Source organism: Aurantimonas sp. A2-1-M11 (assembly GCF_036549475.1).
Classification (GTDB): Bacteria; Pseudomonadota; Alphaproteobacteria; order Rhizobiales; family Rhizobiaceae; genus Aurantimonas.
Genome location: NZ_JAZHLI010000030.1, coordinates 1 through 23,910, shown reverse-complemented (window position 1 = coordinate 23,910; position 23,910 = coordinate 1). Strand labels below are relative to the sequence as shown.

The 23,910-nt window shown below is 66.5% G+C and carries 22 protein-coding genes and 1 pseudogene; 5 read left to right on the top strand and 18 right to left on the bottom strand.

The annotated features are described in order from the left end of the window. Positions 1 to 55: 55 nt before the first annotated feature. From VQ042_RS14435 to VQ042_RS14425, 3 genes are all read right to left on the bottom strand, one after another. A complete protein-coding gene (locus VQ042_RS14435; RefSeq protein WP_331820452.1) occupies positions 56 to 1,171 on the bottom strand; it encodes a helix-turn-helix transcriptional regulator in 1,116 nt (371 codons plus the stop codon). Positions 1,172 to 1,355: 184 nt separating this feature from the next. After that, the gene (locus VQ042_RS14430; protein ID WP_331820450.1) at positions 1,356 to 1,736 is read right to left on the bottom strand and encodes a hypothetical protein; all 381 of its coding nucleotides are present in this window, start codon (positions 1,734 to 1,736) and stop codon (positions 1,356 to 1,358) included. 16 nt (positions 1,737 to 1,752) lie between these two features. Continuing rightward, positions 1,753 to 1,995, bottom strand: coding sequence for a hypothetical protein (locus VQ042_RS14425; RefSeq protein ID WP_331820448.1), 243 nt, complete (start codon positions 1,993 to 1,995; stop codon positions 1,753 to 1,755). Positions 1,996 to 2,341: 346 nt separating this feature from the next. Here VQ042_RS14425 and VQ042_RS14420 point away from each other — a divergent pair, with 346 nt between their 5' ends. Further along, a complete protein-coding gene (locus VQ042_RS14420) occupies positions 2,342 to 3,178 on the top strand; it encodes a TIGR01459 family HAD-type hydrolase (protein WP_331820446.1) in 837 nt (278 codons plus the stop codon). A gap of 156 nt (positions 3,179 to 3,334) precedes the next feature. Here VQ042_RS14420 and VQ042_RS14415 read toward each other — a convergent pair whose 3' ends face one another. Continuing rightward, positions 3,335 to 4,750, bottom strand: coding sequence for a DUF2252 domain-containing protein (locus VQ042_RS14415; RefSeq protein WP_331820443.1), 1,416 nt, complete (start codon positions 4,748 to 4,750; stop codon positions 3,335 to 3,337). 100 nt (positions 4,751 to 4,850) lie between these two features. Next, positions 4,851 to 5,570, bottom strand: a complete 720-nt coding sequence (locus VQ042_RS14410) for a spermidine synthase (RefSeq protein ID WP_331820441.1) — start codon at positions 5,568 to 5,570, stop codon at positions 4,851 to 4,853. Between the two features lie 339 nt (positions 5,571 to 5,909). Here VQ042_RS14410 and VQ042_RS14405 point away from each other — a divergent pair, with 339 nt between their 5' ends. Next, positions 5,910 to 6,260: a TraR/DksA family transcriptional regulator gene (locus VQ042_RS14405; protein ID WP_331820439.1), complete on the top strand. Its 351-nt coding sequence runs from the start codon at positions 5,910 to 5,912 to the stop codon at positions 6,258 to 6,260. A 193-nt stretch (positions 6,261 to 6,453) separates the two neighbouring features. Here the strand turns inward: VQ042_RS14405 and VQ042_RS14400 are convergent, their stop codons facing one another. The 3 genes and pseudogenes from VQ042_RS14400 to VQ042_RS14390 all read right to left on the bottom strand — a co-directional run bounded on the left by VQ042_RS14400 (position 6,454) and on the right by VQ042_RS14390 (position 9,954). Further along, positions 6,454 to 7,308 carry a universal stress protein gene (locus VQ042_RS14400; RefSeq protein WP_331820437.1) on the bottom strand — a complete coding sequence of 285 codons (855 nt, stop codon included), beginning with the start codon at positions 7,306 to 7,308 and terminating at the stop codon, positions 6,454 to 6,456. A gap of 10 nt (positions 7,309 to 7,318) precedes the next feature. Continuing rightward, positions 7,319 to 8,408 (bottom strand): annotated as a pseudogene (locus VQ042_RS14395) (SulP family inorganic anion transporter); the annotation flags it as partial. A gap of 124 nt (positions 8,409 to 8,532) precedes the next feature. Beyond that, complete coding sequence (locus VQ042_RS14390) at positions 8,533 to 9,954, bottom strand: LuxR C-terminal-related transcriptional regulator (RefSeq protein ID WP_331820435.1); 1,422 nt, start codon at positions 9,952 to 9,954, stop codon at positions 8,533 to 8,535. A gap of 99 nt (positions 9,955 to 10,053) precedes the next feature. On the opposite strand from VQ042_RS14390, the gene VQ042_RS14385 reads away from it, so the two are divergent. Then, positions 10,054 to 10,398: a GNAT family N-acetyltransferase gene (locus VQ042_RS14385; RefSeq protein WP_331820433.1), complete on the top strand. Its 345-nt coding sequence runs from the start codon at positions 10,054 to 10,056 to the stop codon at positions 10,396 to 10,398. A gap of 323 nt (positions 10,399 to 10,721) precedes the next feature. On the opposite strand, the gene VQ042_RS14380 is transcribed toward VQ042_RS14385, so the two are convergent. The 10 genes from VQ042_RS14380 to VQ042_RS14340 form a co-directional block, all read right to left on the bottom strand. Then, the gene (locus VQ042_RS14380; RefSeq protein WP_331820431.1) at positions 10,722 to 11,201 is read right to left on the bottom strand and encodes a nitrile hydratase accessory protein; all 480 of its coding nucleotides are present in this window, start codon (positions 11,199 to 11,201) and stop codon (positions 10,722 to 10,724) included. Next, positions 11,188 to 11,847 (bottom strand): nitrile hydratase subunit beta, encoded by a 660-nt coding sequence (gene nthB, locus VQ042_RS14375; RefSeq protein WP_331820429.1) that lies wholly within the window; start codon positions 11,845 to 11,847, stop codon positions 11,188 to 11,190. Before nthB ends, VQ042_RS14380 begins: the two co-directional genes overlap by 14 nt. Beyond that, positions 11,847 to 12,488: a nitrile hydratase subunit alpha gene (gene nthA / locus VQ042_RS14370; protein ID WP_331820427.1), complete on the bottom strand. Its 642-nt coding sequence runs from the start codon at positions 12,486 to 12,488 to the stop codon at positions 11,847 to 11,849. Before nthA ends, nthB begins: the two co-directional genes overlap by 1 nt. Positions 12,489 to 13,111: 623 nt before the next feature. Further along, positions 13,112 to 15,670, bottom strand: a complete 2,559-nt coding sequence (locus tag VQ042_RS14365) for a nitrate reductase (protein WP_442880092.1) — start codon at positions 15,668 to 15,670, stop codon at positions 13,112 to 13,114. After that, positions 15,585 to 15,893 (bottom strand): hypothetical protein, encoded by a 309-nt coding sequence (locus VQ042_RS26000; protein ID WP_442880091.1) that lies wholly within the window; start codon positions 15,891 to 15,893, stop codon positions 15,585 to 15,587. The genes VQ042_RS14365 and VQ042_RS26000 overlap by 86 nt, the downstream gene beginning before the upstream one ends. Beyond that, positions 15,890 to 16,219, bottom strand: a complete 330-nt coding sequence (gene nirD / locus VQ042_RS14360; RefSeq protein WP_331820424.1) for a nitrite reductase small subunit NirD — start codon at positions 16,217 to 16,219, stop codon at positions 15,890 to 15,892. Before nirD ends, VQ042_RS26000 begins: the two co-directional genes overlap by 4 nt. A 3-nt stretch (positions 16,220 to 16,222) precedes the next feature. Beyond that, on the bottom strand, positions 16,223 to 18,673 hold the full coding sequence (gene nirB / locus VQ042_RS14355) for a nitrite reductase large subunit NirB (RefSeq protein ID WP_331820422.1): 2,451 nt from the start codon (positions 18,671 to 18,673) through the stop codon (positions 16,223 to 16,225). A gap of 20 nt (positions 18,674 to 18,693) precedes the next feature. Further along, positions 18,694 to 19,995 carry an MFS transporter gene (locus tag VQ042_RS14350; protein WP_331820420.1) on the bottom strand — a complete coding sequence of 434 codons (1,302 nt, stop codon included), beginning with the start codon at positions 19,993 to 19,995 and terminating at the stop codon, positions 18,694 to 18,696. Positions 19,996 to 20,351: 356 nt separating this feature from the next. After that, positions 20,352 to 21,560: a CmpA/NrtA family ABC transporter substrate-binding protein gene (locus VQ042_RS14345; RefSeq protein ID WP_331820418.1), complete on the bottom strand. Its 1,209-nt coding sequence runs from the start codon at positions 21,558 to 21,560 to the stop codon at positions 20,352 to 20,354. Further along, positions 21,557 to 22,159, bottom strand: a complete 603-nt coding sequence (locus tag VQ042_RS14340; RefSeq protein WP_331820416.1) for an ANTAR domain-containing response regulator — start codon at positions 22,157 to 22,159, stop codon at positions 21,557 to 21,559. The genes VQ042_RS14345 and VQ042_RS14340 overlap by 4 nt, the downstream gene beginning before the upstream one ends. 924 nt (positions 22,160 to 23,083) lie before the next feature. Here VQ042_RS14340 and VQ042_RS14335 point away from each other — a divergent pair. Beyond that, complete coding sequence (locus VQ042_RS14335; protein WP_331820414.1) at positions 23,084 to 23,560, top strand: hypothetical protein; 477 nt, start codon at positions 23,084 to 23,086, stop codon at positions 23,558 to 23,560. 40 nt (positions 23,561 to 23,600) lie between these two features. Then, on the top strand, positions 23,601 to 23,813 hold the full coding sequence (locus VQ042_RS14330) for a hypothetical protein (protein ID WP_331820412.1): 213 nt from the start codon (positions 23,601 to 23,603) through the stop codon (positions 23,811 to 23,813). Positions 23,814 to 23,910 lie beyond the last annotated feature (97 nt).

Below are 23,910 nucleotides of genomic sequence, written 5' to 3'. Positions count from 1 at the left end.
CGTGCCATCAATCGTGGTGCGTGCCCGCAGCAACCGCGTCCGGCCTCCCCCAGCCTCAGGCCGGATCGCCCCGGCCACTCGGCGGGACCTTCACACCGGGCACGTGCAGGCCCGCCAGCAGGCTGACGATTTCGGCCTGCCGGGAAAGTCCGGTCTTCAGGAACACCGCCTTCAGCTGCGAGCGCACTGTTCCCGGCGAGTTCCCCGACCGTGCGGCCAGGGTCTGCACGGTCCCGCCCTCGGCGATCCCGCGCGCCACCCGCGACTCGGCGGGCGTCAGGTCGAACAAACCCTCGATGATGTCGGCGGACGGCACGTCGCGCCGCGAGACCGGCGTGATCAGCAGGACCTCCGAGGCCGAGAAGAAGATGTCCCGCGCCGCCAGCCGGATCGGCACCAGATGGGCGATCATCGGCGGATGCTCCTCGGTCCCGGCAATGGGGATCGAGCGGGTATGGCGCGCATTGCTCTGCGCAAGGGCCTTGGCCAGCAGCGCATCGGCGCCCGGTTCGCCGAATGCCACGCGCTTGCTGCCGTCGCGGATCACGTCCGGCATCAGCGCCTCGAACGGCCCATTGGTGGAGGTGATGCGATGCGACAGCGACAGCACCGCCCCCGGCAGCCCGACGACGCCGAGCATTTCCGTCGCGGCGCGCGCCCGCTCCATCTGCAGCCGCCCCGACAGGACCGCCGCCCGCGCGAGATGCGGGCGAAGCGCGTCGAGCTCGTCCACGGCAGCCTTCTCGAAGGGACCGTCGTCATAGCGCCGCTCGAAGGTGTATAGCAGCTTGTCGCCCGTCGGCACCTTCACCCCCGTCCCCGCGCACCAGCCATAGCCGCGTGGCCGCAGGAACTCCGTGTAGAACGGTTCGGAGTCGAGCTGCGCCGGTGTCATGACGTCGAATTCTGTGATGAAGCCCGGATGGGTCGATGTCAGCCCGTGGGGCGTGCGGATGTCCATCTCGGGGCGGCCCAGCGCCGCGAAGTCGGCAAGGAGATCGGACATTTCCTGGGAGCCGACCCAGCGCATGCCGTTCGGATCCAGGTCCAGCAGCGCGCCGCCGCAGCTTCCCACGCGCTCGGAGATGTCGTGGAGGATGTCCGGCCAGAACTCTCCCACGAAAGCGGCCTCGTAGATCCGGTCGACGAGGTCCGTATCCCCGAATTGCATGCGCCACCCCGCCCCGCCACAAAAGTGACAAGAGGTTAGGCAGCGCATCTCAAACGAGTAAGGGCGACAATCAGCGGGTGCATCGCACACAATGCCGGCATGTCCCTGCGGTCGCTTGCGCCGGTACCTGCGGCCCGGCTGCGATGCCGGCGCCGCGAGGCTTGGTCCGTTCGTCCCGGCCGCGTCACGCCACCACGTCCCGCGCGGCGACCCGCAGCACATAGTCCGCCAGGATTTCGGGCGCCCCCGGGTCGTAGCAGCAGGTGGGAATGTACGGAAACTCGGCCGCCACCGCCGCAAGATTGCCGTTGACGGAGAACAGGAGGGCCGGGATTCGCCGCCGCCGCAGCACCTCGACCACCATCGGCAGATACCGGCATTCGGTATCGACGCCGAGCACCGCCACGTCGTAGTGGCGGCGCAGGAGATAGTCGAACCGGCCGGGCAGGACGATGCAGTCCGTCGCGATGTGCCGGCCCAGGAGAACGTCTTCGATGAAGGCTGCGATCAGCGGATCGGCCTCCACCACCAGCGCTTCCAGGCCGGGCGTTCTCATCGCCGGCATCCGCCCCTCCCGGCCGTCATTTGGTGAGTCGCGGCGAGGCGTCGGCCGTCCTCTGGCCGGCCGGCCGGCAGAACACCTTGGGATAGTCGCCACCCTCGAGCAGCCGCGAACGCGCCGCCGAGATCATGCCGTCGCGCATGCAGTCGGCCAGGCCGGTGCTCGGCTCGGAGATCGGGAGCCAGTGCACGGCGGTGGAGCGCTGGCACTCGGCGACGGGGATGGCGTTCAGGCAGATGGCGATAGCTGCAACGAAATTCATGGACGGTGCCCTCAAGTTGCGCGGGCCTCGCCCGCTCACACCGCCATGGTTCCGCCACCAGCGTCGCTCCGCATCCCTCGTTTGAGGTATGGACGGCGCGCCCCATTCGTGCTCACCGAGCGTCAACCCGCCGTCACCCGTGCTGACGGCGGGGGCGTGCGCCTTCCCGGTGCTGCGACAGGGCCACGCAGAGATTGCGCCGGCGCTTGGCAAAACCGTCGGACCATGGAAAATCTGTCTGACGCAGAGATCATCCGCGCGGGCGGGCAGCGCGGACATGCGATATTGCCACCGTTGCCCCCCGCCTCGCCTTCGGCAAGGCTTCCTCCCAACGAGCGGTCACGCCATGCACTTCGACAGACTGCGCGACATCGCCGACCGGTATGACGCGTTCTTCCTCGACCAGTTCGGCGTCGTCCACGACGGCACCGACGCCTATCCCGGCGCACCCGAGGTGGTCGCGGCACTGGCCGGCCTCGGCAAGCCGGTGCTCTTCGTAACCAATTCCGGCCGGCCTGCGGCCTTCAACGAGGCCCGTCTCGCGCGCCTCGGCGTCGCGCGGAGCCATTATCTCGCCTGCGTCACCTCCGGCGACGTTGCCATCAGCCTGTGCGAGGACGGCACGATCGCCCTGCCACAGGACCGCGAGATCCGCTGCCTGACCCTGTCGAGCCCGGGCGACACCAACCTGTCGGACCGGCTCGGCTGCATCCCGGTCGAAACGGGCGAGAACGCCGATCTCGTGGTGATTGCCGGCAGCCAGGCCGACCGCATCGCCATGAGCGACTACGAGGACCACCTGCGGCCCGCCGCCCGCCGGGGCGTGCCCTGCATCTGCACCAATCCCGATCGCCAGATGCTGACGCCCCGGGGCCTCGTGCCGGCCGCCGGCGCCATCGCCGACCTCTATGCGGCCCTCGGCGGCGACGTCACCTTCGTCGGCAAGCCCCATGGCGAGATCTATGCCGCGGCCCATGCGCTGATCGCCGAAATCCCGCCCGCGCGCATCCTGTGCGTGGGCGACAGCATCGACCACGACATGGCCGGCGCAGCGGCCTTCGGTGCCGCCAGGGCGCTGGTGCGCACGGGCATCCTGGCCGATGCCGACGATGCGACGGTCGCCGCGCAGGTCGCCCAGGAGGGCCTGACCATCGACCACCATCTCGCCTGCCTGGAATGGTGAGCCGGTCGCCAGAGAGATCCGCAGCGCATCGTAAGGGTACCTGATCGCGGGTGCCGACACAGGCACGGACGCCAGCTTTGTGCGTCGGCCGTCCGTGCCGTCATCACATCCTCGAATGGCCGCAGGAATATTCCGCCCGCCGACCGCAAAGCGGCATCACCGGTAGACCATGTCCACCCGATCGAATGCGCCGAGTGCGTGGTCTTCGCAGAAGAAGGCGAAGTCCCGCCTCATGCGCGCATCCGTCTCCTCGGTGAAGCGCAGGATGTCGGCGAAGAACAATTCCCGGGGACTGGCGGCCGCGACGATGGACGGTTCGACGTCGTAGTCGATCTGCCCGAGATCGTCCGACAGCGCATGGGACTTCGCCAGCGCCGCGCCGCAGACGCGGGCATACTGCTTCCAGGACTTGCAGCTCAGTTCGTCGAGGTCGATGTCGTCCCGGAAGGGCGCGCGCTCGCGGCTCATGAAGCTCTCGCCGTTGATGTCCACCGCCCCGTAGAAGATGTCGCCATGGGCCAGCTGCACGGCCTGGCCGTGCGCGATCCTGTCGGCCTCGGCTCCCGCGTGAAAGTCCGTCGGCGGCGTCAGCCCCTCCAGGGCGGATCGCCGGGCGCGCTTGAATTCGATGATCAGATCGTCCTGGGCGTCCTTCGACGGTCCCTCGATCAGCACGTAATATCGGGGGAGCCCGAGCGAGGCGGTTCCCTGCCCGTGCCGCACGCAGACATCCTTGACCTTTAGTTCGCCCGCCCGGCCACCTGGCGGAATGCCCTTCGCCTTGGCCAGATCGTTGATCGCCTTCTGGAAAGTCTCGATCTCGCTGGAGACCGGCTGCAACTCTTCATTGGCCCGGAAACCGCGCCCCGACGGGTTCAGATAATCGCTCCAGAGCCAGTCGTGACGCTCTTCCCACGCATCCTCGAAGAGCTGGCGGATGACCTTGGGCGAATTGTCCATCCGGTAGTCTTCGTTCTTCTCCGTGGCTTTCTCGGCATAGCCCTGCATCGCGTCGAGATAGCCGGTCGCAAAGCACGACACCACTTCGCGGCGCTTCTTGCGCTTCATGTCGGACACTTCGCCGGCGGCGATCCAGAAGCCGACGGAGCCGCGCTTGATGTCCCATGTGAAGGGCGCGTAGATCGTCTCGTCGAAATCGTTGACGCCGAAGATCGGGACGCCGTTCTTGTCCGGCATCACGCCGAAATTGCCCGGATGCACGTCGCCCAGCGCCATGACCGTCGGCATGTGCGCATCCTGGCCGGCCATGTCGCGATAGAACAGCAGCGCCGTGCCGCGAAAGAACTTGAAGAAGCTGCCGGCCAGCGCGTCGAACTTCTTCACCGTGGCCAGCGACCCCTCCTCGATGCGCGCCGCGTGATCCTCGCGGATGGTCGAGCGAACATGGTCGCGGCGTGCCTGTCCCGTCAGCGCGAGCGGAGCCAGGATCTGCTCGCGCGAGGCCACGCGCTCGGCGAAGCTGCGGAATCCTTCGACCCGTCCCTCGAACGCTCTGGAAGGGCTCTTGTCGGCGGCGGCCGCCTTTGCAGTCTGCTTGCGCGTCTTGGCCATGCTGTGCTCCTGGGGTTAGGAACTACCAACGCCGGGATTGGTCGGGCCGTTCCGCGGGCCGCGTCGGCCCTGCGGCGCGATGCAGGTCGTCCGCCTCGCGCTAGGTGGCCGTGGCCGCCAGATAGACCGTCTGCGTGAACGGCCGGTCCTGCAGCACGTTGTGGAAGGTCACCGGCGCCGCCCAGGCACGCTCGAAGACCCCTGCCAGTCGCTCGGTGAATACGGGATCGGGTGCGTCGTCCGACCACAGGCCGAAGACACCGCCCGGCTTGAGATGCGCCGCCAGCGCCCGCATGCCCTCGGCCCCGTAGAAGCTGGTGCTGCGCGCGTCCAGCAGCGCATCGGGCGAATGGTCGATATCGACCAGGATGGCGTCGAATTGCCGGCCGGGCCTGTCCGGGTCGAAGCCGGTCCCGGAGGCGGCAAGGGCGAAGAAGTCGCCTTCGACGATCCGGCAGCGCGGGTCACGGGTGAGCACCGGCCCCAGTGGCAGCAGCCCGTCGCGATGCCACTCGATGATCGGCTCCAGCATCTCCACCACGAGGAGCGATCCGACGGATCGATGGTCCAGCGCCGCCTTCGCGGTGTAGCCCAGGCCGAGACCGCCGACGACGATGTCCAGATCGTCGCCCGCCAGCGCCGCGATCCCCAGTTCCGCCAGGGCGATCTCCGATGCCGTGAACAGGCTCGACATCAAATGCTCGTCCCCGAGCTTGATCTCGTAGACGTCGACCTCGAGCGACAACTGCCATCGCCGCCGCAGGGTCAGCGCCCCGATCGGCGTCGGTCGGTAATCCAGCTCGGCAAAATATCGGCTCACGGCGTCCACTTTTATGTATCGGACCTTAGTGGATGGGCAGGACAACACAAATTGGACGCCGCAAGGCGACGGGATGGATGCGGCGTGGAAGACCGGCGCGCACGGCCTTCCACGCCGCCGGGATTTCTGCCGAATCCGACTGGACCGGACCTTCGCCCCCATGCTCTTTTCAGCTTGCGGTCACGCCCGCTGCCCGTCTGCACCAGGTGTGCCGGCGGATGCGCGACGCGCCGGCGATGCCGACCTGTCGGTCGCCGACACCGTCCTGGCCGCTGCCCCTTTTGAGCGGACGACATCGCAGGTGCGGCGAGACCCGACGAATGCGAGGAGGAGCAAGCGATGCAACCGACACCGGATGAACTGGCCCGCATCGCGCGGTTCAAGCCGCGCCTCGAGCAGGAGTTTGCCGAACTGATCGCCCTGTCGGCTAGCACGGCCGACCGCCGGGCGCCGGTGGAACTCGACCAGCAGAGCGTCGGCCGTGTGGCCCGCATCGATGCGATCCAGGTGCAGGAAATGGCGCAGGCCGTGGAACGGCGGCGGCGGGACCGGATCCATCGCATTCACGCTGCACTGCGGCGGGTCGAGGAAGGTGAGTTCGGCTATTGCACGGATTGCGGCGAGGCGATTGCCGAGGGGCGTCTCGAAGTGGAACCCGCCTCCCATCTGTGCGTGCGCTGTGCGGGCTGACGCCGCAACGACGATCCGACCATCCGCCGTGGCCGAGATGCGGCTGAGGCCCTGGGATACGGGCGCCGGTCAATCCTCGCCACAGGAGGCAGTCAGATGAGCGCCTTGCGCATCCTGTCGCAATGGGCGCCGTCGAAGACGACGGCGACCCGCTGCTCGTTGTCGGCGCGCCGCGGCTGCTGCGCGGCCGCCGTCACCGGATGACAAGCATCGGAATGGCGCAGGACTGGATCAGCCGGGTGGTGGTGCTGCCGACGATCAGGCTCCGGATCCGCGAATGCCCGTAGGCGCCCATCACCAGGAGGTCGATCTCGTCGCGCTTGACCCGTTCGGCAATCACCTCGTCCGCGTCGCCGCTGGCCGTCCCGACCGTGACGTCGTAGCCGGCGTTCTGAAGCTGCTTCTGCGCGGCATGCAGCCGCTCTCCCGCGTCGCCGCTGGGCTCGCCCACCATGAAGAGATGGCAGGCCACATCCACCAGCAGCGGGCTGGCGATCAGCCGCTCGACGATCTGGGGCGAACTCCGCCCGCCGTCGAAGGCGACCATGAAGCGGCGGATCGGCTGGAACGCCCGGGAGGCGACCAGGACCGGTTTCTTCGAGGCCCGGATGACCCGTTCGAGGTTGGACCCCAGGTGCCCCTTGGCGAAGTCGGCGGCCTCGCCGCGCTTGCCTATGATGACGAGGCGGGCATCGCCCTCCATGTCGCCGATCGCGTCGGCAATGTCCCCGTGCCGCAGACGCTGCGCGACTTCCGGCACGCCATCCTCCGTCAGCCGGGCTGCCGCCTGATCGAGAACCAGCCGGCCGCGGCGCGCCGCGACTTTCGACTTCTTCTCGTCGAGCTCCGTCAAGTCGGCGAGCAATGCCTCGCGCTCGCCGAATTCCAGACTGCCACTGAGGTCGTAATGGCTGCTGGACGTCTCGCGACGACCCAGCGCATGCACGAGTTCGACGGGCACTTGCATGCGTGTCGCGGCCCAGGCCGCATGGTCGCAGACGCTTTGGGCATATATCGACCCATCGACGCAGGCCAGGATCTTGGTCATGTTTCCTCCCTCAATGCGCCGACAGCTGGTCGAGCGAATCCGGTTTGTCATGGACGGCAAGCTTGTCGACGATGGTCGCGCTCGCTTCGTTGAGGCCGCGGATCTCCACTTCCGCGCCCTCGCGCCGGAACTTCAGCACGGCACGGTCGAGGGCGGCAACGCCGGACAGGTCCCAGATATGCGCCGCGCCGACGTCGATGACGACCGTGTCGAGGGACTCCTTGAAGTCGAAGGACGACGCGAACCGGTCGGAGGAGGCGAAGAACACCTGCCCCGTGACACGGTAGGTGCGGGTGCGCCCGTCCGCGGACAATTCGGAAGTGATGCGGAAGATCTGGGCGACCTTCCAGGCGAAGAAGGCGCCCGACAGCATCACGCCGATGATCACCCCGATCGCCAGATTGTGGGTCCAGACCACGGTGACGACGGTCGCCAGCATCACGGTCGACGAGCGCCGCGGATGCTCTCGCAGGTTCTTGATCGAGCTCCACGAGAAGGTGCCGATCGACACCATGATCATGATGGCCACCAGCGCCGCCATCGGGATGATCGCCACCCACTCCCCGAGAACCACGATCAGGAACAACAGGTATACGCCCGCAGCAAACGAGGACAGGCGCCCGCGTCCGCCGGACTTCACGTGGATGATCGACTGCCCCGATCATCGCGCAGCCCGCCATGCCGCCGAGAAAGCCCGTTACCGTATTGGCGATGCCCTGGCCGACGCATTCGCGATTCTTGTCCGACCCCGTATCCGTCAGGTCGTCGACGATCTGCGCCGTCATCAGCGACTCCAACAGACCCACCACGGCCACCGCTGCCGAATAGGGCAGGATGATCAGAAGCGTTTCGAGCGTCAGCGGAATGTCGGGCAGCAGGAAGAACGGCAGCGTCGAGGGCAGTTCGCCCATGTCGCCGACGACGCGCAGGTCCATCCCGAAGGTCAGCGAGACAGCGGTCAGGACGACGATCGCAACCAGCGGCGACGGGACCGCCGTGGTCAGGCGCGGAAACAGATAGATGATCGCCAGGCCCAGCGCGACCATGACGTAGGTCATGGAGGGCACGCCGACGAGTTCGGGGATCTGCGCCATGAAGATCGCCCAACGGATTGGGTCCTTGCGCGAACGCTTCATGGCACTTCGCAGGTGCGAGATCAACCCTGCTGCGATGCCTGGAGAGGGGCGTGCAGCCTCCGGGAAGCCGACCGTCGGCTTCCGGCGCTCAGAAGCCGATCAAGTCCGCCTGCTCCCGGTAGAACGCCCTCACGTCCAGCGGGAAGCGGAAGGCGGCGAAATAGTCATCGATCCGGTAGCCCGGAGCGTTCCGGCGGACGATGCCAGCATAGGATCGCGCCAGATCGAGCCGGCCGGCGGCGGCAAGGCACAAGGCGGCGATCGCCTGGATATGGACGTGGGCGTTCGGGCGCGAGGCGGCGCTGACGGCCGCGTCGGCCGCCTCCTCGAACGCGCCGAGCCGGAACAGCGCCATCGCTCGAGCTCCGAGCATGCCAAAGAGCATCGGGTCGAACGGGCTCAGCTCCCGAGCATGGTCGGAGGCGGTGACCGCCGCCTCCGCGTCGCCCGACTGGCAGCTGACGAACGCGAGCGCGTAGTGGTCCATGGAGAAGCTCGGGCTGAGATCCACCGAGGTCCGCAACTCGGAAACGGCTTCGCCGTCACTGCCGGCAAGCCAGAGTGCACGGCCCATCGCCCAGTGCGCCGTCGGGTCCCGCTCGTCCGCGGCAAGGCTGAGCCCGGCCGTCTTGAGCGCACGCTCCGCCTCCTGCTCCCGGTCCTGAGGCCGCAGCAGGAACGCGTTCTGGAAATGGGTGAAGGAGAGGCCGGCATGCGCACGCGCATAGGTCGGATCCATATCCGCGGCCTCGCGAAACAGCGCCTGCGCGCGATCGTTGTCCTCTCTGGTGAAGCGGTACATGTGCCAGAGCCCGCGGTGGAAGCTTTCCCACGCGCCCAGCGAATCCGGATGCTTCAGGAGCGCCCGATTGCGTTCGGAAATCTCGATCTCGCTGGCCAGCGCCCCGACGATCCTCTGCCCGATCTGGTCCAGGGCCTCGAAGAGTTCGGGCCCACCGCAGTCGAGCCGCTCTGCCCAGAGGATATCTCCCGCACGCGTCTCGACGAGCTGAATCGCGATCGAGACCCGGTCCTCGGTGCGCTTGACCGTGCCCGTCGCCAGGTAGTCGACAGCAAGCAGGCGTCCCGCCTCGTGGTCGGCGATCCCGCGTTCCGCCAGCGTGAAGACCGAGCCGCGCGCCGTCACCCGCACCGCACGCAGTTTCGCCAGTCCGGCGATGATGTCCTGTACCAGCCCCTGCGCCAGCGCGCCGCACCCGGCATCGTCCCCCTGGAAGGGCATGATGGCGATCGACGCCCTTCTGACTGGGGCGGCTCGGATGACTTCGGCCGCAAAGGCAGCAGCAGGGCCCGCATGCTCCAGCGTTCGAAGGAGGGCGATCTTGGAAGACACCCCGAGCTTGCGGTAGATCGTGCCGATATGGGTGCGCACCGTCGCTGGCGCGATGAAGAGTCGCGCGCCGATGTCACGATAGCTGGCACCGCCCGCATAGGCGGCAGCGATCTCGCGCTCGCGGCAAGTCAGCTCCTTAGCGTCGCCTGACTGCATGGCACGCCCGCCACTCCCTCGGCGCGGGCAGTCCGATACTAGCAAAATACGGCATATGCATGCTCCGGCGCGGCGCTCTGGCTCGCGCCGGGCGCCGAGGTGGATGCAGCCCCCCTGATGGCGCATCTGGAGGCGACGTCGCCCGAGCGCCGCAAGGCTGCGCTTCTCGACGGCCTCGAGGTCCAGGCGGCTCTGCACCCGCACGAGCCTCACTGGTACCTGCCCTTCATCGGCGTGCGCGCAGCGGCGCAGGGCCGAGGCATCGGGGCGACGCTCCTCGCCCACGGGCTTGCCCGGGCCGATCGCGATGGCCTGCCTGCCTATCTCGAAGCAACCAGCCGTCGCAGCGTGCCGCTCTACCGACGCTTCGGCTTCGAGACGATCGGCGTCGTCGAAAGCCCCGGCTATCCGGAGATCTTCGCGATGTGGCGTCCAGCACGCTGAATTTCTGGCACCGGTGCGTCGTCGCCCGGTGCCAGCTCGAACCGAACGACCACTTGCTCGGGGACATTGGTTTTGCAGGCGATCAAGTGCGTCGCGGTCAGGCGAACCACCTTCTCTTCTGACCGGCGTCTCAGGCCGGGTCAGACGGCCAAGCCGCCCATCCCGCGCGAGCGGGTTCGTTCTTCGGCCCGTCCACGCAATCAGAAATGATTTCCACTATGGCGCGAAGCAGTCGGCGACAACGGATGGAAGCGCCCTCCCCCCAAGTGAGCGGTATGAGCGTCCACGCTGCCCAGGCTCCCGATTGCCGCCAAATCTGCGGCCTACTGTCGGTGACGTCTTGTGACCACAGCGGGAACGCTAGCCTTTTCCGACCCCGCGGCGCTTCTGGGTGAGCCTCTGGTTTCCGCTGACTGTTGATACGAATTCCCCATGGCCCCACGGCTGACCGCGCGGGGATCAAGGCCGTCGGCTCTGAGCTCAACGGGCTCGCCGTGGGGCGTCCGCCGGTAGGCCGCCTCCCATTCGGACCGGCGGCGCGCGCGATCAGTGCCTGAGATGCCTGCGCGCGTCTCGCACAGTCGCTCGAGGGAGACGAGAACAGCGAGGTAGTAGGTCTCCATCGTGTCCGGACCGCCCTGCGCCTCTGCCTTGCTCAGTTCGGCACCGAGCGCCTCGGCCCAGTCGAGCGCCGAGAAGCGTCCCTGCTGAACCAATGCGTCCGCGAGCGCCAGAGCCTGTGCCTGCCACGGCTCGTCGAAGACCCGGCCGGGAGGCGCCAGAGGATCGTCAGGCTGGAACAAGGTAGCTCTCCCAGAGATCGAGCGTGACGCTATCGTGCGGGTTCGTCGCCGGGCCCCAGAGCTCCGTACCGGTGAACACCACGCTGTAGAGGTGTTCACCAATGTGGCGGCCTTTCGCACCCTCGTCGGGCAGGGCATGGCTGCCATGATGTGCAAGGACGGTGCCCTGCCTGTCGCGTGCATAGCGCGGTAGCCGGGTATGCCCACTCGGCATCCGACGCAGCGTCCGCACGACGTCGCCGGTCGCGAACGCCGGCCCGGCGTGCGCGTCCGTTTCGAAGCGCGCGTCGGCCTTGCGATTGATCCGGAGGACGTCGTCCACCATCAGGGGCTGCGGCATCGGACCCGGCGCGTCGACCTGCCCGCGCCGGACCTCCGCCATCGAGATCACGCCATCGTCGATCATAAGCATCAGGTACGTCGTGCACCACTTGTTGAAGTACGAGAAGCCGAGGTATTCGGCCGGAACCATGCGTTCGATGCCATGACGAAACCAGTCGATGGTGATGCCGGGCGCGAGGTTGGACTTAGACAACGCGTACATCCGCTTTTCCCAGTCGGCGATGTCGCGAAAACCCGCGTCGCCGGTCTTCACCGGCACCGGGCCGAAGCCCTCGATCCCGCCCAGATCGTGAATGCCGTCCATCAGGCGGGCTCCGTCGTGAGGTCGCGGTGCGTTCCGATCATCGAATTGCGCGTGACGATCGCGGCAAGCCGGCTCTCGTCCCAATCCTCCGTACCGGCCGGGCGCTGCGGGATCACGAGATAGCGCAACTCCGCCGTGCTGTCCCAGACACGGACGCCGATGTTGTCGGGCAGCAGCACACCGAACTCCTCCAGCACCTTGCGCGGCTCGCGCACGGCACGAGCCCGATACTCCGCGGACTTGTACCAGGCCGGCGACATCCCGAGGATCGAGAACGGGTAGCAGGAGCAGAGCGTGCAGACGACCAGATGGTGCTGATCATCCGTATTCTCGACCGCCTTCAGGTGACCGGTGGCGCTCCCCTGAAAATCGAAGTCCTTGATCGCCTCGGCAGCGTTCTCCAGCAGCCTTCCTCGGAAGCCGGAATCAGTCCAGGCGCGCGCTACGACCGCCGCGCCTCGCTTTGGCCCGATGTGGTCGGAAAATGCCTCGATCCACGCGTCGATGGTCTCCGGCGCAACGATGCCCCGCTCGACCGCAAGGCTCTCGAGCGTCTTAACGCGCAGGGCCGGATCAGACGGCAGGTGGGCGTGTAGTTCGCGGTGAAGGGCGGCTGCGTGATCGCTGTCGAACGTCGTCATGCCAATCGTTCTCCCGCTATCTGTGCCGACGAACGCTAACCCGCGTTTACCGAGAGAGCAACGCGAGCTGGACACCTCTAAGCGGTCGTCGCGGTCTCTCCCCCCTCGCCGCCGGATATCTCAATCTCGAGCGATCACCATGAGATCTCGATCGCTTCAAGTGATCTGCACAAAGTTCATTGCAGGCTTCAGCGGGTCGGCTGGTGAAGCTCGGCTTTGACCGTGACCGCGCCGAACGCCGCGTCAGTGATCGGACTGATCGCTACGAGGATGGCTGGGTCTTCCAGTCGAAGCCGCATCTGCTTCGGCAGCCCGAACCGGGTACGGTGTCCTGAGGTGGCTGGGCCATCGGGTTTGAAGGGGTTGCGCGGTCAGTGGTGACGAGCCATGGCCATGTCGTCGACCGCGGATCGAGGCGGGTTCAGACGGGGGGATCCGCCCGCCATCGATGTCGAAGGGCCAGACGCCCCTGTGACTGGCTCCAACGCCGTTTGCCGTTGCAACGACCATCCCGACATGAAGACGGTCCAACGCTGGTCGGCCGGAAGCGTGGAATTGTTTCCCCGGCACAGGTCGCGCTCGCTTCAAAGGGTAGAAGGCCGAGCTTCGTGCGTGAGGGCACGTCACTCGGCAGCATCGAGGCGAGCGCCCGCGATGATGGTCCCGATCTCGCTTCGGCAGGAGCCGCAGTTGGTGCCGGCGCGCAGGTCTTCGCCGATCGCCGCAACGCTGTCGCAGCCTCGGGCGACCGATGCCGCGATCTGTGCGATCCCGACATTGAAGCAGGCGCAGACGATGCGTCCCGTTGGAAACATTGGCACTGGCGAGCGCCCGGAAAGGAGCGCCATCCGGTCGCCTGAACTGAGCGGTGCACGCGAGCCGAGCAGCGACACCAGCCAGTCGCGCGGCGGCAGTTGCCCTGATGGTGCGACGAGCAGCGCCTCTGCCAGGGCACCTTCGGCATCCACGGCCGCCGCGCGATAGGCAAGGCCGCGCCTGTCGGTGTACTCGACCAGTTGATCACGGCGGTAGCGATCGAGAAACTGCCGCGACAGCAGGATACCCTGCCCGCCGGTCTCCGTGCCGCAGAGCTCATAGACCCAGCCGCCTTCGACCGGGCACCGGCTCCAGTGGACGAAGCCGGTGGGCCGCAGGTCGCGCCGGGTCATCAGGACACCGGTCCAGGCGACGGCCTCGCGCACGATGCGCACCGGCACGTTCTTCAGTTCCGGCTGGCCCGAGAACGGATCCGTCAGCGGCGTGGAAAGCGAACCGGCGCCGGCATTGGCGGCGAACTGGCCGCTCCAGTGCATCGGCAGGAACGCGGTGCCGGTCTTCTGACGCGCAGAGATGCTGACCTTGGCGCGGGCGAAACCGTATCGGCTCGACACATGGGCAAGATCACCATCGGCAAGGCCTTCGCGGGCCGCGTCCTGCGGCGCCATCTCCAGCGTCGGCTCTGGCGTGTTGGCCATGAGCCGGGACACCCGGCCGGTCCTCGTCATGGTGTGCCACTGATCCCTCGACCGGCCCGTGTTCAGCGCGATGGGGCGCTGGGCGTCGACCGCCAGCGCGACGCCCTCCTGGCGCACGGCGACGAGACGCGCGCGCCCGTCTTGTGTCGGAAAGCGTCCCTCCCCGAGCAGACGCTCAGGCCGTTCGCCCGGCTGCGGCAGCGGCCAGATTGCTGGTGCGAAGCGCTCGTAGGCCGCGTCCTCCAGGCCCGCAAGAGCACCGATATCGAACAGACGCTGACCGTCGTTTTCATAGGCCGAGAGAGCTGCATGCTCGCGGAAGATGGCCGCCGGTCCGTCGAAGGCGAAGGCATCATCGAACCCCATCCGCTGCGCGACGTCGCAAATGATCCGCCAGTCGGCGCGTGCGCTGCCCGCCGCGGTCAGGAAGGCGCGCTGGCGCGACATGCGGCGCTCCGAGTTGGTGACGGTTCCGCTCTTCTCGCCCCAGGCTGCAGCGGGTAGCACGACGTCGGCATATTGCGTGGTGTCGGTGCGGGTCACGTCGGAGGCCACGACGAACTCGCACGCCTTGAGAGCGGCGCGCACGCGGCCGGCATCGGGCATCGAGACTGCCGGGTTCGTGCCCATGATCCACAACGCCTTGACGCGGCCCTCCCCCGCCGCGCGGAACATGTCGACCGCCTTCAGGCCCCCTTGCCGCGCAATCGCAGTTGCGCCCCAGAAGCGCGCAACCCGGTCCACGTCGTCGGGCTGGTCGAAGCCCATATGGGCGGCAAGCTGGTTGGCAAGCCCGCCGACTTCCCGGCCGCCCATGGCGTTCGGCTGCCCGGTCACCGAGAACGGTCCCATGCCGGGCCGTCCGATGCGACCGGTCGCTAGGTGGCAGTTGATGATGGCGTTGACCTTGTCGGTGCCGTGCGCGGACTGGTTGATACCCTGGCTGTAGACGGTGACGCTCCGCTCCGTAGCGGCGAACAGCTCGTAGAAGAGACGCACATCCGCTTCCGCAAGGCCGCAGCCAGCCGCCACATCGGCCAGTGACGCTGCGTCGGCACTCGCCACCGCGACGGCTTCGGCAAAGCCGGTCGTGGCGCCATCGACGAAAGCCCGGTCGACGGCGCCGCTTCGCGCGAGGTGGGCGAGCAGACCATTGAAGAGCAGGACGTCGGTCCCGGGGTCCAGCGCCAGATGATGGTCGCTTTCGTCGGCCGTGGCAGTCCGGCGAGGGTCGACCACCACGATACGCGTGCCACGCTTTTGCCGGGCGGCGAGCAGCCGCTGATAGAGGACGGGATGGCACCATGCGGCGTTCGACCCGGTCAGGACGACGAGGTCGGCGTCTTCCAGGTCGGCATAGACCCCGGGAACGATGTCCTCGCCGAAGGCGCGCCGGTGACCGGCCACGGACGAGGCCATGCAGAGCCGCGAATTGGTGTCGATATTGCCCGAGCCGATGAAGCCCTTCATCAGCTTGTTGGCAACGTAGTAGTCTTCCGTCAGCAATTGGCCGGAGACATAGAACGCGACGGAATCCGGCCCGTGCCGCGCGATCGTCTCCCGAAAGCGGCTGGCAACCCGGTCGAGCGCGTCGTCCCACGATGCTTCACGGCCGCCGATCTCAGGAACCANCCGGCCCGTGCCGCGCGATCGTCTCCCGAAAGCGGCTGGCAACCCGGTCGAGCGCGTCGTCCCACGATGCTTCACGGCCGCCGATCTCAGGAACCAGAAGCCGACCGGCGACGCCCGTGGTCTCGCCCAGCGCAGCGCCCTTGGAGCACAGCCGGCCGAAATTCGCCGGGTGATCGGGGTCGCCGCGGACTGTCACTTCGCCGTCCGCGGCGACCCGCGCCAGCACGCCGCAACCCACCCCGCAATAAGGGCAGGTCGTCCTCGCCTCGGCGACCGGCGCATTGTCGGCCCCGGTCATTCCGCCGCCATCAGGGCCCGGCCGAGGCCGATCGAGATGCGTCTTTCGACCAGCCGGACGGGGATGGTCCGGACCGCTCCCTCGTCCGCACCCTGCGCATGGCCGGTCTCGAGCGAGAATACCCAGTTGTGCAAGGGGCATGTCACGGATGCGCCGTGGACGATCCCCTGGCTGAGCGGGCCGCCGCGGTGCGGACAGTGATCCTCGATCGCGTAGATGGTGTCATCGGCCGTGCGGAACACGCCGATTCGGCCTTGCGGCGTTGTCACGCACCGCGCGCCCCGAACGGGGATGTCGTCAATCGTGCCGATATCGTGCCAGTTCATGACTTACTCCGCCGCCGGCTGGAGGGAGACCGCCGCCATCGGCTGGAACTCGTGCTTGTCCTTTCCGGACACGCGTTCCGACCAGGGGTCGACCTGAGCGAATTTCTGGCTGAAGACGAAGCGATCGTAGTAGGCCTTGCGACGCTCCCGATCATCGAGAACCTGCCGCCTGATCTCGTCGGTGCTGACGCGGCGGGCCCATTTGTAGATGCGTTCGAGATAGCGGCCCTGTTCGCGGTACATCTGCGTGAGGGCGACGATCACCTCCAGCGCCTCGTCCTCGGTCTTCACCATGCCGAGAACTTCAGTACCCTTGATGTCGAGACCCGCAGCCCCGGCGAAGTGGATCTCGAAGCCGGAATCGACGCAGATGACGCCGACATCCTTGCAGGTTGCCTCGGCGCAGTTTCGCGGGCAGCCCGACACCCCCATCTTCACCTTGGCCGGTGTCCACGATCCCCACATGAACTTCTCGATGCGGATGCCGAGGCCGGTGGAGTCCTGCGTGCCGAAGCGGCACCAGTCGGTGCCGACGCAGGTCTTCACCGTGCGAAGGCCCTTGGCGTAGGCCTGGCCCGAGACGAAGCCGGCCTCGCCGAGATCGGCCCAGACGGCCGGCAGGTCTTCCTTGCGGATGCCGAGCATGTCGATGCGCTGGCCGCCGGTGACCTTGACGGCCGGGATCGCGAACTTGTCGACCACGTCGGCTATGGCGCGCAGTTCCTTCGACGAGGTCATGCCGCCCCACATGCGGGGCACGACCGAATAGGTGCCGTCCCGCTGGATGTTGGCGTGTACGCGCTCGTTGACGAAGCGCGACTGGTAGTCGTCGGCATACTGGTCCGGCCAGTCGGCCACAAGATAGTAGTTGAGGGCGGGCCGGCACTTGGCGCAGCCGCAGGAGGTCTTCCACTCCAGTTCCTGCATGACTGCCGGGATCGTCTGCAGATGCTTCGCCTTGATCAGGCGACGGACCTCGTCATGGCCGAGATCGGTGCACCCGCAGACCGGCTGGACGGCCTCCGGATTGTAGCTGTCGCCCAGCGTCAGCGTCATCAGCTTCTCGACCAGCCCGGTGCAGGTGCCGCACGAAGCCGACGCCTTCGTATGCGAACGGACCTCATCGAGCGAGGACAGCCCCTTCGACGCGATGGCCGAGACGATGGCGCCCTTGCAGACGCCGTTGCAGCCGCAGATTTCCGCATCATCCGCCAGTGCCGCAACGGCCGACAAAGGGTCCGCGGAGGTCCCCCCCTGATAGGCCTGCCCGAAGATCAGCGTGTCGCGCAGCCCGGAAATGTCCGTCTGCTTCTTCTGCATGTCGGCGAACCAGGCGCCATCCGCCGTCTCGCCGAACAGCACCGTCCCGATGATGCGGCCCTCCTTCAGCACGACGCGCTTGTAGATGCCCGCGGACGCATCGCGCAGGACGATCTCCTCCCGGTCGTCGCCATCCGCGAAGTCACCGACGGAGTAGAGGTCGATGCCGGTCACCTTCAACTTGGTCGGCGTGTCGACATGAACGAAGCGCTCGCCGGCCCCATCGAGCAGGGTCGACGCAGCAATCTTCGCCATCCGATAGAGAGGGGCGACGAGCCCATAGACGTGACCGCCCACTTCCGCGCATTCGCCGAGGGACAGGATGTCCGGATCCGACGTGCGCATCCGGTTGTCCGTGACGATGCCCCGGTTCACCGTCAGGCCGGCATCCTTGGCCAAGGCGGCGCTGGGCCGGATGCCGACGGCCATCACCACCAGGGTGGCGGGGATCACCGTCCCGTCGTCGAGTTCCACGCCTTCGACCTTGCCGTCTCCGACGATCTGCCGTGTGTTCGCCTGCGTGACGACCGTGATGCCGCGATCCTCCACGGCCTTCTGCAACAGGTATCCGGCTGCCGGGTCGAGCTGGCGTTCCATCAATGTCGGCATGACGTGCAGCACAGTGACGTCCATGCCCCGTTCTTTCAGCCCGGCGGCCGCTTCGAGCCCCAGCAGGCCACCGCCGATCACCACGGCTGTCTGACGCGACTGTGCGGCAAGCAGCATGGCATTGACGTCGTCGAGGTCGCGATAGGTCAGAACGCCGGGCAGGTCCTTGCCCGGCACCGGAATGATGAACGGCACCGATCCCGTCGCGATGACGAGCTTGTCGTAGGGCTCGCGCACGCCATGGTCCGACGTCACGGTCCTGGCGTCGCGGTCGATCGCGACAATGCGGTGGCCCTTGTAGAGCGTGATCCCGTTGGCGACGTACCAGCCGTCGCCGTGGATCACGATCTCCTCGAAGCTCTTCTCCCCCGACAGCACCGGCGACAGCATGATGCGGTCGTAATTCACGCGCGGCTCGGCATTGAAGATGGTGATGTCGTATCGACCCGGTGCCTCTTCCAGGAGATGCTCGAGCATCCTGCCGGGCGCCATGCCGTTGCCGATGATGACAAGTTTCTGCGTCATGTTGATTGCCTCCTGATCCATCATTCAGCAGCCGGAGCAAGCGACGCGGTCGGCCCTTCGGCGCGCTTCTCCATGCGTCGGACGGCCAGATGCATCCACGCGAAGCACCCGGCCACCAGGAGGAAGAGCAGCATGAAGCAGCTCGACCAGATGCCGGTCAGATCGTTGAGCGCACCGAAGGCGATCGGCAGGAAGAAGCCGCCGAGGCCGCCGATCATTCCGACGAGGCCCCCGACCGCGCCGACATTTTGCGGATAGTAGACCGGGATGTGCTTGTAGACGGCCGCCTTGCCGAAGCTCATGAACAGGCCCAGCACGAAGGCGACGGCGACGAAGGCGACCGGGCCGATTGCCATGTGGAAGACGATCGGTCCGTTCATCCCCTGAACGCTGTAGTCCGTTGCCGGGATCGCGAGGATGGCACAGCAGACGGCCGACACCGTGAAGGTCCAGTAGAGCACAGTGCGGGCGCCGACGCGGTCGGACAGGACCCCGCCATAGGCGCGGAAGATCGAGGCCGGGATCGAGTAGGCGGCGCCGATCATGCCGGCCGTGGCGAGATCGAAGCCGTAGACGCCGATGAGATAACGTGGCAGCCAGAGGGCTAGCGCCACGAATGCACCGAAGGCGAAGAAATAGTAGAGCGCGAAGCGCCAGACGCGCAGGTCGCGCAGCGGGGCAAATTCGGCGAGGAAGCTGCGCGGCTGCGCCGCACCGGTCAGCCGTCGCTGGCGGATCACCGGATCGTCTTCGGTGGTGAACCAGAAGACGACCGCCATGGCCGCGAGTGCCAAGGCCCATGCGATTGCCACGCTCTGCCACCCCCAGGCGAGGAGCACGAAGGGCGCGACGAACTTCGTGACCGCCGCACCCACATTGCCGACGCCGAAAATTCCGAGCGCCGTGCCCTGACGACTGGCGGGATAGAAGCGCGAAACATAGGCGACGCCGACCGCGAACGAGCCGCCTGCGAGACCGACGCCCAGCGCGGCCACCAGCATCTGCGCGTAGGTGGTGGCGAAGGCCAGGAGGAACGTCGCCAACGCGGCGGCGAGCATGGTTCCTGTGTAGACCAGCCTGCCGCCGAGACGGTCGGTCCAGATGCCGAGCAGCATGCGCACGAGCGAACCGGTCAGGATCGGCATTCCCACCAGCAGACCGAACTGCGTTTCGCTGAGACCGAGATCGTCCTTGATGCGGATGCCGATGATCGAAAAGATCGTCCAGACGGCAAAGCATACGGTGAAGGCGACGGTGGACATCGACAAGGCTCGTGTCGCTGAGCCGTCGGGAATCTGGTGAGGTTTGGCGGTTGCGGTCATTTCTGGCTCCATCGGTCGCCTTGAGATCGGCTGTGCCTAGGCTGAAAAACAAAAAGCCGCCGAGCAGGCCTCACGCGCCCGGATATCCGGGGTCGCGAAAGGCCTGGTCGGCGGCTTTGCCTGGAGCGCCCGTCGTTGGACGCGAAATTACGGGCCCAGCTTTGGGCTCAGCCAGATTGAAGCAGGTTCCGTGCCAAATTCCCCGAGATTGATTTAGCCGTTCGCAATCAGACGCTTGATGGATCTCGCCCGACGGCCGGCTTCCGCGATCTGCGCGAAACCTGTTCACCCGGCCTGCGCAACCGCACAGGATTTGTGCACCGCATCAGCGTTCGACGGATGGTTGTCGCGGATGATCAGGGGGCGAGATAGTCGGCGATCCGGTCGGGGTCGAAGACCCTTCCGTCGAAAAAGCCATCCGGCCCGAGGATGAGGCTGGCACCGGCCGATCCGACGGGAGTGGCCGTAGTCAGCCCCCCCTCGACCTTGGCGCTCGCACCCGGCAGCGCGACGTCCAGCGAGCGCAAAGCGATTCGGTAGAGATCCGGCCGGTAGCTGTCGCGCGCGACCGCCTCGTGCTGTGGGTTGGCCGCGACCTGGCCCCACCGAACCATCTGGCTGTAGAACCAGAGCGCATGACTCTTCCAGGGAAAGGTGGCCGCCCGCGCATGCGGCATGAAGAAGTCCGGGATCTGGACGATCGTGCCGTCGCCGGTGTGCAGATGTCCCGACAGGGCCGGCATGAGCCATTCGACCGGGCAGCCGACATAGGCCGGCGACGCCAGCAGGCCGGCGAGTTCGGCGTGATGGGCGGGAACGCCGCACCATTGGGCCGACCGGTACAGCGCGCGCAACAGTCCGCCCAGCGCTTCCGGATTGGCATCGGCCCATTCTGCCGAAACGCCAAGGACCTTTTCCGGGCTGGAACGCCAGATCATCGACTTGGTCGTGGCGATCCGTCCCCAGCCTCGGATCGCAGCAACGGTGTTCCACGGCTCCCCGACGCAATATCCGTCGATGCGCCCCGCCGCGAGGGCATCGGACATCAGCGATGGGGGAACGATGACGATCTCGATGTCGCGATCGGGGTCGATGCCGCAGGCGGCGAGCCAGTAGCGCAGTTCGTAATTGTGCCCCGAATGCGGGTGAACCACCGCGAAGCGTGGTCTCTCGGCACCGGACTGCGCCACCATCGCCGCGCGAAGCGCCCTGCCCGCTTCAGCGGGATCGAAGCCGTCGGTGGCCCCTTCATGCTTCATCGCGTCCCACAGGCGGCGCGACACGGTGACGGCATTGCCCCCCAGGCCGAGCGCCATCGGCGCGATGGTGCGGGCCGCCAGCGGGGCAAGGCCGAGATTGAAGGCGATGGGCATCGGCGCAAGCATGTGGGCGGCATCGAAATGACCGACCGCCATGCGGTCGCGAATGCTCGCCCACGAATTCTCGCGCACCAGAAACAGCTCGATTCCCTCAGCTTCCGCGAAACCCTTCTCATGGGCCGCCACCAGCAGCGAACTGTCGAGAAGCGGCAGGAAGGCCGCAGTGACCCGGTGGAGTCCACTCATGTCTCGTCTCCCTGTCGGAGCAGGTCGGCAGCCGTAATCAGGCTCTGCGCGATCTCGGCGATTTTGCGGTTCTGGTTCATCGCCGTCTTGCGCAACAGCGCATAGGCCTCCTGCTCCGACAGGCCGCGGGAGGTCATCAGAATGCCCTTGGCGCGTTCGACCAGCCGTCGGCTCTCGAGCTCGGTACGCGCTTCCTCGAGTTCCCGTGCCATGCGCGCAAACGCATTGAAGCGGCTGATCGCCATCTCGATGACCGGCTTGACCCGCTCCTTGCGCAGTCCGTCCACCACATAGGCGGAGATGCCCGCCTCCACCGCCGCCTCGATGGAGGCGCTGTCGGAACGGTCGACGAACATGGCGATCGGCCGCTTCACCGCACGGGAGAGCTGGAACATGCTTTCCAGCATGTCGCGATTGGGGTTTTCCAGGTCGATGACGATGACGTCGGGTTCCATCTCGGCAATACGCCGCGCAATGCCTGCCACCTCGTGGATCGTGGTGACCTCGCCATGCCCCGCGTCACGCAATCCTTCCTCGATCACCGCGGAGCGAATGCGGTTTTCGTCGATGATCAGGATCCGGAGTGCGGTACGGCTCATGCGCTCACATTGCCTGTCATCCTCTATTGTGCAACGCAAAATGCACCAATTCCATGCGTCAGCAATTCCTGACCCTCTGCCCCTATTCGAGACCAACCCGGACGCGATCCGGTCGAACGTTGTCTGACGACAACGGCAGAACGGCGCCAATTGCTGGAAGATGCGCGCGGCAGTTCGCTGTCGGCAGATGGGATGTCTGTGAATTCGGAAAGGCGGCCTGGCGCCCGAAAGGGCTGGTGGTGCCCGGGAATGAAGCGTCGCTCCGGGCGAAAGGAGGGCAGAAGAATGCCCTGAGATGCGCTGATGTTGATCCCGACGGACGCTCAAGGGCCTCACGGAATATCTTCGGGCGAGCGCGGGGGCCGGCGAACGTGGATGGATCGAGGATCGGACCGTTCTGGGTGAACCTTCGGGCTCGATGCGCTGGCAAGCCGCTCAGTGCTTCAGTGGATCGTTCTCTTTTGCGTCCCTCACGGACCGGTTTGATGGTTGCGGCTGCCTCGGTGCACCACTGCCGATGGCTAGGCTCGAGAACCGTGCAAACCCCGATCCACGCGGCGACCGGTGCCGTTGCGACCGCCCAGCGTGGTTTGACGCAATGCCCGGGCGCGCCCAGAGGCACTGGGATGTCGGAACCGAGTTCGGGTTATTCGGGAACGGCTTTCGGGACTTCCCAGCCATGGGAATGCCCGAAGTGTCTCTCGGCGACGGCGGATCTGGATTGTTCCGACCGTGCTCTCCCGGATTGTCGCTTGCACGACGGACGGCGCGGATCTGATCGGACGGACATCGACTGGGGGGCCGTTCATCTGACCGCTGCGGCGACCAAATCTGAATCGTTCCCAGGATGCGTCCTGAATGCAGTGGAACTCCGGAGAGATCCCGGGGATTAGCCACACGATAACAATGTTCAGGAGAAACGATATGAACCGCAACATCACAGCCGTTTACCGTGCCCACGCAGTGGCAGACCTGGTTCGCAGGGAACTCGAGGCCGAGGGCGTTTCGAGCAGCCACATCCACGTGATTCCCGATCATGATCGCGGTGTCGATGCCGTAGGCGGCGACGATCGTCGCTACAACGACGAGATACATGATCTGCATCTGCCGGACGCGGATGCCCGGACCTATCAGGCCAGCATCCGTCAGGGCGACTATGTCGTTTCGGTCAATGCAGGTGATGACCGGGTCGAACGGATCCAGGCCATCATGCGTCGTCCGGAAGCCGAGGCCCACAATCTTGACGCTCGGGATGCAGAGTTCCGTGAGCACGATCTGCTCGCGCACAGCGATGCGGGCCGTGGCACCGTCGATCCGGCTCTGCGGGGTGAGAGAGATCCCGCCTTTGCCGATACCAACCTGCGTTCCTACCGTCGGCATTCTCCGATGAGCGGCAACTGATCCCGACACAGCGACAGAAATCTGACAAAGGAATATATCCGTGAGCAACTACCGTGATCCGAAAGTGACCACTACCGAAAAAAAGAGCAGCATGGGCAAGATGATCGGCATCGCCCTCGCTGTCATTCTCGGCCTGCTCCTGCTGGCTTGGGCATTCGGTGCATTCGACGATGAGGCCGAGACCGTCCCCGTCGTCACGGAGGAGCCTGCCGCAACGCCGGGCACCGCGCCGGCAGCCGTTCCGGCAGATTAGACCCGATGACAACGTGCGCCACCTAGGTGGCGCACGCTTTTCCATGGGCCCCGGCTGCGGTCAGGGCGGAGCGGAGATCGTCGATGGCAAGGGAACG